Origin of the sequence: Streptomyces milbemycinicus, from assembly GCF_002154605.1 — a bacterium.
Classification (GTDB): domain Bacteria; phylum Actinomycetota; class Actinomycetes; order Streptomycetales; family Streptomycetaceae; genus Streptomyces; species Streptomyces milbemycinicus.
In genome coordinates, this window is the sequence record NZ_MUNE01000998.1 from 1 (window position 1) to 8,998 (window position 8,998).

The 8,998-nt window shown below is 71.9% G+C and carries 10 protein-coding genes; 5 read left to right on the forward strand and 5 right to left on the reverse strand.

From position 1 onward, the window contains the following. Positions 1-377, forward strand: a 377-nt coding sequence (locus tag CCN51_RS50140; RefSeq protein WP_158104786.1) for a serine hydrolase, incomplete at its 5' end; no start/stop codon positions are given. A 19-nt stretch (positions 378-396) separates the two neighbouring features. Here CCN51_RS50140 and CCN51_RS50145 read toward each other — a convergent pair. After that, entirely contained in the window at positions 397-813 is a 417-nt protein-coding gene (locus CCN51_RS50145) for a VOC family protein (protein WP_014180239.1), read from the reverse strand. A gap of 10 nt (positions 814-823) precedes the next feature. Continuing rightward, positions 824-1,252: a helix-turn-helix transcriptional regulator gene (locus CCN51_RS50150; protein WP_014180240.1), complete on the reverse strand. Its 429-nt coding sequence runs from the start codon at positions 1,250-1,252 to the stop codon at positions 824-826. Positions 1,253-1,387: 135 nt separating this feature from the next. Between CCN51_RS50150 and CCN51_RS50155 the strand changes: the two genes are divergently transcribed. Further along, entirely contained in the window at positions 1,388-1,798 is a 411-nt protein-coding gene (locus CCN51_RS50155) for a VOC family protein (RefSeq protein ID WP_014180241.1), read from the forward strand. A 111-nt stretch (positions 1,799-1,909) separates the two neighbouring features. After that, a complete protein-coding gene (locus tag CCN51_RS50160) occupies positions 1,910-4,309 on the forward strand; it encodes an ATP-binding cassette domain-containing protein (RefSeq protein WP_043487749.1) in 2,400 nt (799 codons plus the stop codon). Here the strand turns inward: CCN51_RS50160 and CCN51_RS50165 are convergent. Together CCN51_RS50165 and ddaH are read right to left on the reverse strand one after the other, a co-directional pair. Next, positions 4,294-5,316 (reverse strand): small ribosomal subunit Rsm22 family protein, encoded by a 1,023-nt coding sequence (locus tag CCN51_RS50165; RefSeq protein ID WP_014180243.1) that lies wholly within the window; start codon positions 5,314-5,316, stop codon positions 4,294-4,296. The two genes, CCN51_RS50160 and CCN51_RS50165, sit on opposite strands and share 16 nt — an antisense overlap. Before the next feature lie 99 nt (positions 5,317-5,415). Next, positions 5,416-6,210 (reverse strand): dimethylargininase, encoded by a 795-nt coding sequence (gene ddaH, locus CCN51_RS50170; RefSeq protein WP_043491870.1) that lies wholly within the window; start codon positions 6,208-6,210, stop codon positions 5,416-5,418. 178 nt (positions 6,211-6,388) lie between these two features. Here ddaH and CCN51_RS50175 point away from each other — a divergent pair, with 178 nt between their 5' ends. Further along, positions 6,389-7,015: a TetR/AcrR family transcriptional regulator gene (locus CCN51_RS50175; protein ID WP_014180245.1), complete on the forward strand. Its 627-nt coding sequence runs from the start codon at positions 6,389-6,391 to the stop codon at positions 7,013-7,015. Between the two features lie 9 nt (positions 7,016-7,024). On the opposite strand, the gene CCN51_RS50180 is transcribed toward CCN51_RS50175, so the two are convergent. After that, positions 7,025-7,804 carry a glycerophosphodiester phosphodiesterase gene (locus CCN51_RS50180; protein ID WP_014180246.1) on the reverse strand — a complete coding sequence of 260 codons (780 nt, stop codon included), beginning with the start codon at positions 7,802-7,804 and terminating at the stop codon, positions 7,025-7,027. Between the two features lie 247 nt (positions 7,805-8,051). Here CCN51_RS50180 and CCN51_RS50185 point away from each other — a divergent pair, with 247 nt between their 5' ends. Further along, positions 8,052-8,786 carry a bifunctional DNA primase/polymerase gene (locus tag CCN51_RS50185; RefSeq protein ID WP_014180247.1) on the forward strand — a complete coding sequence of 245 codons (735 nt, stop codon included), beginning with the start codon at positions 8,052-8,054 and terminating at the stop codon, positions 8,784-8,786. Positions 8,787-8,998 lie beyond the last annotated feature (212 nt).

The window sequence follows — 8,998 nt, forward strand, 5'->3', positions numbered from 1 at the left end:
CCTACGCCCTGGGCGGCGTCGCGGGCCACGCCGGGCTCTTCTCCACGGCCGCGGATCTGACGCTGCTGTGCCGCGCCCTGCTGGGCGGGGGCCCGCCCGTGCTGCGGCCGGAGTCCGTCGAGCTGATGCTGGCCGCGCCCGGGCTCGGGTTCGAGATCGATCAGCCCTGGTTCATGGGCGAGCTGGCGGGCCGGGGCGCGGCGGGCCACACCGGCTTCACCGGCACCAGCCTGGTGCTCGACCGGGCCACGTCGTCGTATCTGGTGCTGCTGGCCAACACCGTGCACCCGCGCCGCCGCCCGGCCGACAGCGCCCCGCGCGCGGCGGCGGGGACGGCGCTGGCGCGGGCGCTGCGGGCCGCAACGCCGGGCCCGTGAGCCGGGACCGCCTCGGGGCTCACTTCTCGAGCGGCTGGGTGAAGCGCAGCAGGTTGCCCGCGGGGTCGCGGAAGGCGCAGTCGCGCAGTCCGTAGAACTGGTCCATGGGCTCCTGCAGCACCTCGGCCCCCGCGGCGCTGACGCGCTCGAAGGTGGCGTCGCAGTCGTCCGTCGAGAAGATGACACCGCGCAGCAGGCCCTTGGCCATCAGCTCCGTCATGGTCTGTCTGTCGGCCGGCGAAGCGTTGGGGTCGGCGAGCGGCGGTTCCAGGACGATGCTCACATCCGGCTGTGAGGGCGATCCGACGGTCACCCAGCGCATCCCCTCGAATTCGACGTCGTTGCGCACCTCGAGGCCGAGCGCATCGCGGTAGAAGGCGATCGCCTTGTCGTGGTCGTCGACGGCGATGAAGCAGGTGGAAAGCGTGATCTCCATATGAATCACGCTACGGCCGCGGGGCGGGGCTCGCCTCCGCGTTCCTGACCGGCCGCGTGTGGATCTTGGCGATGCACGCCGGGATGGCGGCGGCGTGGTCATGGCTGCGGGCCCGGTACGCGCTCGGGCTCTCGCCGACCAGCTCCGTGAAGCGCGAGCTGAACGACCCCAGCGACGAACAGCCGACCGCGAAGCAGACCTCGGTCACCGTGAGGTCGCCGCGCCGCAGCAGCGCCTTGGCCCGCTCGATACGGCGAGTCATCAGATAGCTGTACGGCGTCTCGCCGAAGGCGGCGCGGAAGCTGCGGGAGAAGTGGCCCGGCGACATCAGCGCGCCCTGCGCCAGCGCCGGGACGTCGAGCGGCTCGGCGTAGTCGCGGTCCATCCGGTCGCGGGCCTGCCGCAGCCGTACGAGGTCGTCGAGGTCCAGCCGTTTCATACGAGGAGTTTCGCACAGGGAACCGGTCCGGGATCCGGTCCGGGAGCCGGTCCAGGAACCGATCAGGAATGGAGAAGCCCGGGTCACGGGGCCGTGGCTAGCGTGAACGCCATGAGCAACGCCACGCATGACGCCATGGACATCACCATTCACTGGACCTTCCTCCCGCACCACGACCCGGACGCCTCCCTGGCCTTCTACCGCGACATCCTCGGCTTCGAGGTCCGCAACGACATCGGACAGGGCAAGATGCGCTGGATCACGGTCGGCCCCGCCGGCCGGCCCGACACCTCCATCGTCCTGGAGCCGCCGGCCACCGACCCCGCCATCACCGACGATGAGCGCGGCACCATCGTCTCGATGATGGACAAGGGCACCTACGCCCGCCTCACCCTCGCCACCGCCGACCTCGACGGCGTCTTCGCCCGGCTCCAGGCCCGCGATGCCGACGTCGTCCAGGAGCCGATCGACCAGCCGTACGGTGTGCGCGACTGCGCCTTCCGCGACCCCGCGGGCAATCTGATCCGCATCAACGAACTGCGCTGACCTCGCACCTCGCTCCTTGCGCGCGCGACCCCGTCCAGAGTCAATAGGACGGGGTCGCGCCGAGCGCGCAGGCGGCCTCGCGCACTCGCGTAACTGAAAGACGGAGACACCATGAGCATGGCCAGGAAGACGGACCCGCAGCCGCCCGCCGCGCCGCACGCTGCCGACAGCCACGATCTGATCCGTGTGCACGGCGCGCGCGAGAACAACCTCAAGGACGTCAGCATCGAGCTCCCCAAGCGTCGGCTGACGGTGTTCACCGGCGTCTCCGGATCGGGCAAGAGCTCACTGGTGTTCAACACGATCGCCGCGGAGTCACAGCGGCTGATCAACGAGACCTACAGCGCCTTTGTACAGGGCTTCATGCCCACGCTCGCCCGGCCCGAGGTCGACGTCCTCGACGGGCTGACCACGGTGATCACCGTCGACCAGCAGCGGATGGGCGCCGACCCCCGCTCCACGGTCGGCACCGCCACCGACGCCAACGCGATGCTGCGCATCCTCTTCAGCCGGCTCGGGAAGCCGCATATCGGCCCGCCCAGCGCCTACGCCTTCAACGTCCCCTCGGTCCGGGCGAGCGGCGCGATCACCGTCGAGCGCGGTGCCAAGAAGGCGGTGAAGGCGACCTTCAACCGCACCGGCGGCATGTGCGTACGCTGCGAGGGCCGGGGCTCGGTCACCGACCTGGACCTCACCCAGCTCTACGACGACTCCAAGTCGCTCGCCGAGGGCGCGATCACCGTCCCGGGCTACAAGGGCGGCGGCTGGAACTCCCGGCTCTACATCGAGTCGGGCTTCTTCGACCCGGATAAACCCATTCGCAGGTTCACAAAGAAGGAGTTGCAGGACTTCCTCCACCGCGAGCCGACCAGGATGAAGATCGCGGGCATCAACATGACCTACGAAGGGCTGATCCCGCGGATCCAGAAGTCGATGCTCTCCAAGGACAAGGAGGCGATGCAGCCCCATATCCGGGAGTTCGTGGAGCGAGCGGTCACCTTCACCATCTGCCCCGAATGCGACGGCACCCGGCTGAGCGAGGGCGCCCGGTCGTCGAAGATCAAGAAGATCAGCATCGCCGACGCCTGCGCGATGCAGATCAGCGACCTGGCCGAATGGGTCCGCGGCCTCAAGGAGCCGTCGGTGACGCCGCTGCTCACCGCGTTGCAGCAGACCCTCGACTCGTTCGTGGAGATCGGCCTCGGCTATCTCTCGCTCGACCGGCCAGCGGGCACGCTCTCGGGCGGCGAGGCACAGCGCACCAAGATGATCCGCCACCTCGGCTCCTCGCTCACCGATGTGACGTACGTCTTCGACGAGCCCACCACCGGTCTGCACCCCCATGACATCCAGCGGATGAACGGGCTGCTGCTGCGGCTGCGGAACAAGGGCAACACGGTGCTCGTCGTCGAGCACAAGCCGGAGGTGATCGAGATCGCCGACCACGTCGTCGACCTCGGCCCGGGCGCCGGTACGGCGGGCGGCACCGTCTGCTTCGAGGGCACCGTCGAGGGGCTGCGGGCCGGTGGCACCGTCACCGGGCGCCACTTCGACGACCGGGCCTCACTCAAGGAGACGGTACGGAAGCCCACCGGCACGCTGCCCATCCGCGGCGCGAACACCCACAACCTTCAGGGCGTCGACGTCGACATTCCGCTCGGGGTGCTCTGCGTGGTCACCGGGGTGGCGGGCTCCGGCAAGAGCTCCCTCGTGCACGGGTCGATTCCTGCAGATGAGGGTGTGGTGTCCGTCGATCAGGGCGCGATCCGCGGCTCCCGGCGGAGCAACCCGGCGACGTACACCGGGCTGCTCGACCCGATCCGCAAGGCGTTCGCGCAGGCCAACGGCGTGAAGCCGGCGCTGTTCAGCGCCAACTCCGAGGGCGCCTGCCCCACCTGCGGCGGCGTCGGCGTCGTCTACACGGACCTCGGGATGATGGCCGGCACCTCCACCACCTGCGAGGACTGCGAGGGAAAGCGGTTCGACGCCTCGGTGCTCGACTACCACCTCGGCAGCCGCGACATCAGCGAGGTGCTGGCGATGTCGGTGACCGAGGCCGAGGAGTTCTTCGGCACCGGCGAGGCGCGCACCCCGGCCGCCCACCGTATCCTCGGCCGCCTCGCCGACGTCGGGCTCGGCTACCTCACCCTCGGCCAGCCGCTCACCACGCTCTCCGGCGGCGAGCGGCAGCGGCTCAAGCTGGCCACCCACATGGCCGACAAGGGCGGTGACGGCCCCGTCTACGTAATCGACGAGCCGACCGCCGGCCTCCACCTCGCCGATGTCGAGCAGCTGCTCGGCCTGCTCGACCGGCTCGTCGACGCCGGCAAGTCGGTCATCGTCGTCGAACACCACCAGGCGGTCATGGCCCACGCCGACTGGATCATCGACCTGGGCCCCGGCGCCGGCCACGACGGCGGGAAGATCGTCTTCGAGGGCACCCCGGCGGATCTCGTCGCCGCGCGGGCCACGCTCACGGGCGAGCACCTGGCGGCCTACGTAGGCGCGTGAGGGTCCTCGCCCGGCCAGGCGTCACCCCAGTCGGCGTCGCGGGCCGTACGGTAGCGGGGGCCCTGGCGCTTGGTGACCGTCTCGCGGCGCAGCCCGTCCGGGGCGCACAGGTCGAGCAGCACCTGGCCCTTGCGGAGCTGCGGGCGGCGCACCACGCGGGCGTCCGCGGGCGCGGCGGGGAAGCGGGCCGCCGCGACGTACGCGAACTTCTCGTCCTCGTACGGCAGCGAACCGCCCTTCACCTGCCGGTGCAGCGAGGACCGGCTGACCCGGGCCGCGAAGTGGCACCAGTCCGCACCCGGCTCGATCGGGCACTGTGCGCTGTGCGGGCACGGAGCCACCACGCGCAGCCCCGCCGCCAGCAGCCGCTCCCGCGCCTCGCGGATACGGAGGTAGCCGTCCGGGGTGCCGGGCTCGATCAGCACTACGGCCTGAGCGGCCCGGGCCGCCTCGTCGACGACGGCGTGGCGGTCGGCGGCGGTGAGCTCGCCGAGCACGTACGAGACGGTGACCAGGTCGGTCCCGTCGGGGAGGGAGAGCCCGTCGCCGATGACCTGGCGCTGCCAGCGCACCTCCCGCAGCGCCTCGACGCCCGCGCCGCCGGCCAGCTCCCGACCGAGCGCGAGCGCGGGCTCGGCCCAGTCCAGCACGGTGGTGGCTCGCTCCCCGTCCGGCCAGGCCGCGGCGGTCGCCCAGGTGGCCGCGCCGGTGCCGCCACCGATGTCGACATGCGAGCCGGGACTCCACCCCGGCGCCCCTGCCCGAAAGGCGGCCAGCGCCGAGCGCACGGCCTCGAACGTCGCGGGCATCCGATACGCGGCATAGGCGACGACGTCGGCCCGATCGCGCAGCACGGGCGCATCGGTCGGGGTCCGCCCCCGGTAGTTCTCGATCAGCCGTCCCGTGGCCTGCGCGGCCTGCCGAGCCGACAACCCATCGACCAGCCCGGCCAGCGCGGCGCGCAGCGTCTCGCCCGTACGGGCGCCCTCGGCGGCGGAAGCGTGCATCCGCCAGAGTTTACCGCTCGTGCGACCGCCTCCTGGCCGGTCGATGGCGCCCCGGCGGCAGCACCTTCGCGGCGGCCGGGGCGGTCGGGCTGGTCGGGCCTAACGGCCCGGATCTCGTAGTTCCTGCGTGCAGCACTTCACGCTGCCGCCGCCCTTGAGCAGCTCGCTCAGGTCCATCGCGATCGGCTCGTAGCCCCGTTCGCGCAGGGGCCCGAAGAGTCCGGCCGCCGCTTGGGGGAGTACGACATGGCGGCCGTCGCTGACGGCGTTGAGCCCGAGGGACGAGGCGTCCGCCTCCGTGGCGATGATCGCGTCAGGGAAGAGACGGGCGAGCACGGCCCGGCTGCCCGGGGAGAAGGCGCCGGGGTAGTACATGATCTCCGTGTCCGTCGTGTCGTCGAGTACGCACAGCGCCGTATCGAGGTGGTAGTAGCGCGGATCGACGAGGTCCAGACCGAGCACCGGGCGGCCGAAGAACTCCTGTGCCTCGGGGTGCGAGAGCGGGCTGCTGCGGAAGCCGCGGCCCGCCAGCAGCCAGGACGCGGTCACGGCGAAGTCGCCCTCGCCCTCGTTGACGTGCTCGGGCTCGCGCACCTGCGCGTAGCCGTGGGCGCGGAACCACTCCAGGTGGGCCGCCGCCTCGCCGGTGCGTTCGGGATGGGCGAAGCGGGCGCCGAGGACGCGGCCGTCGACGACGGTCGCGCCGTTGGCCGCGTACACCATGTCGGGGAGGTCGGGCCGGGGCGGCAGCTCCTCGACGGTGTGGCCGAGGGAGCGGTAGCGGTCGCGCAGGTCCTCCCACTGGGCGAGCGCGAGCGGGAGGTCCACGGGCTTGGCCGGGTCCATCCAGGGGTTGATGGAGTAGGTGACCCGGAAGTGGGCCGGCGGACACATCAGATAGCGGCGCGCGGTGGCGCGGCGCTCGGGGGTGCGCAAGGACAAGGATGGCTCCTCACGGGGATGCAGGCCCGTACGGATCGTCGTACGCGGTCCTGGACATATGGTGCGCCCCGGCCCCCGCCCGGGGCATGAGCCGTATGGATGGTTTAAAGGGGTCGATAGGTTGTCCGCCATGGCCGACAAAGCAGCCGACAAAGCAGCCGACAAGGCAGCGCCCGACTCCGCCCGCCGCAGCGAACGCGCACGCCGGGCGATCCTCGACGCCGCCCTGGAGCTCATCGGCGAGATGGGCTACCCCCGGCTCACCATCGAGGCCATCGCGGCCCGCGCCGGGGTCGGCAAGCAGACGATCTACCGCTGGTGGCCCTCCAAGGCCGCGGTGCTGCTCGACGCCTTCACCGCCCAGGGGGAGACCCCCGAAGGCGGCGAGCCCGCGCTGCCCGACACCGGTGACCTGGAGGCGGACCTCAAACTCGTGCTGCGGGGGGCCGTCGACCAGATGAACGCCCCCGCGTACGACCTGCCGGCCCGCGCGCTGACCGCCGAGGGCCTGGTGAACCCCGAGCTCGGCGCCCACTTCGTCGCCCGGGTCCTGGAGCCGGGGCTGCGGCTGCTCGCCGAGCGGCTGCGGGCCGCGCAGGAGGCCGGGCAGATCGCGCGGGGCGTCGACCCGGACGTCGTTGTCGAGCTGGTGTGCGGCCCGCTGACCCACCGCTGGCTGCTGCGCACCCATCCGCTCAGCCACGACTACGCGGACGCGGTGGTCGAGACGGCGCTGCGGGGGGTCCTCAAGCGGTGAACAGCGCGGTCAGCGCGCCGTCCGCGTCAGCAGGGTCGGCGCGTCCGAGATGATGCCGCCGCAGCCCAGCCGCAGCATCCGGTCCCGCGCCTCGGGCGTGTTCACCGTATGGGCCCACACCCGGCGTATGCCGGAGGCCACCGCCCGCCGCAGGTCCTTCCTCCGCGCCTGGTAGTCGACGTCCAGCAGATCCACGAACCCCCGCCAGGCGCGGGGCCGGTCCTTGCGCAGTTGCTGCGCAGAGCGCCACAGCTGCGTCAGCAGCCCCATCCGGTGGGCCTGCCGGGCCACCCGGAGGCGGTTGGTGTTGACGAAGACGGAGCGGGTCAGGCCGCGCTCGTGGATCATCGCGGACAGGCGGGGCAGGCTGTCGGGGTCCTTCGCCTCCACCATCAGCACCTTGCGCCCACCGAAGAGGTCCAGCGCCTCGCCGACGGTCGGCGGCGCCTCGGGCAGCCACAGGCCGGGCAGCTGGAGGCCCGGCCGCAGCCGTATGGAGCGCCACTGGGCGGCGGTGAGCGACTTCACGGGGCCGGTCGAGTACGTCGTACGGTCCAGCGTCGCGTCATGCATCACCACGAGCGTGCCGTCCCGCAGCATCCTGGTGTCGAAGTCCAGGACCTGGGCGGCGGCCCGCTCATAGGCGGCGGTCAGGCCGGAGAGGCTGTTCTCGGGGACTTCCAGGGCGCCGCCGCGGTGCGCCACGTAGGTGATCGGCGGGAGCGAATCGGCGGTCGGGAACCCGCCGCGCCGCCCGGACGGGAGGGGCGGCTCGGCGGTCGGCGCCATGGCCGGTGCAGTGGTCGGCGCAGCGGCCGGCACGGACAGGGTGAGGACCGCTATACCAGCCAGTAGAGACCTCGTGACCATAAAGGGAACGCTAGGGGCGCCAGTTCGGTTATGCCTGATATCCGCACCCAGAGGGGGGCCTGGGCACCCCGGATGCGGACACCGGCCACCTCCGGAGCAGGATGGTGGCAGCATTAAGAGCATTGGGTCGGTATTCGGCGGTAGCGGTGGGGAAGCGAGGCGGTAGATGGAACGCAAGGGCAGGTTCTCCCAGTGGCTGCGTCGGCCGCGGAGCGGTGCGGGCGGCGACACGGGCACGGGGGCGGGCGCGGCAGACGCCCGCGAGGATCTGCTCATGGCCGCTGCCGCCGCCGGGTTCCCGCTCGCGCCGGCGGCCCACCCCTCCGGCTACGGCTGTTCCTGCGACCGCATCGGCTGTCCGACCCCGGCCCGGCACCCCGTCTCCTTCGCCTGGCAGACGCAGGCGACCACCGATCCGGAGAAGGTCGCGCGGTGGCTGCGGAGCGACCCCGAGGCGAACTTCATCACCGCCACCGGTATGGCCCATGACGTGCTGGACGTGCCCGTGGCCGCCGGCCGGCAGGCCCTGGAGCGGCTGGGCGAGGCCGGTGTCGAGGTCGGTCCCGTCGCCACCACCAGCGCCGATCACCAGGAGCGCATGCTGTTCTTCACGGCCACCCGCGGCACGCCGGAGGACGAGGACGAGTGGTGGCCATGTGAGCTGGACTGCCACCCCGAGACGATGGACGAGCACCCCGGGCTGCGCTGGCACTGCCGGGGCAGCTATGTGCTGCTGCCGCCCGCGCGGCTGTCGGGGGACGGCCGGGTGGCCTGGCTGCTCGGTCCGGAGCGGCCGCTGCCGGACCCGCTGTCGCTGCTGGAGTCGCTGACCGACGCGTGCGCGCGGCTTGCGGACGAGGGACATGAGCACGAGTCGCACGCCTGGCCGATAGGACGCTGACGGGGCGGCGCCGGGGGAGCGGGGGCGTGCTCGGTGGGGCCTGTTCAGCAGGGCCTACTCAGTAGGGTCTACTCGCCCTTCGCCGCCGTCACGCCCTCCAGCCGGTTGAGGAACACCACCTTCGGGTCCGCCGCGTCCTTCGCAGGCACCCGTACCGCCGAATCCGGCACCCGGGTCAAGGTCACCGACTTCTTCGCCGCGCCGGTCATCAG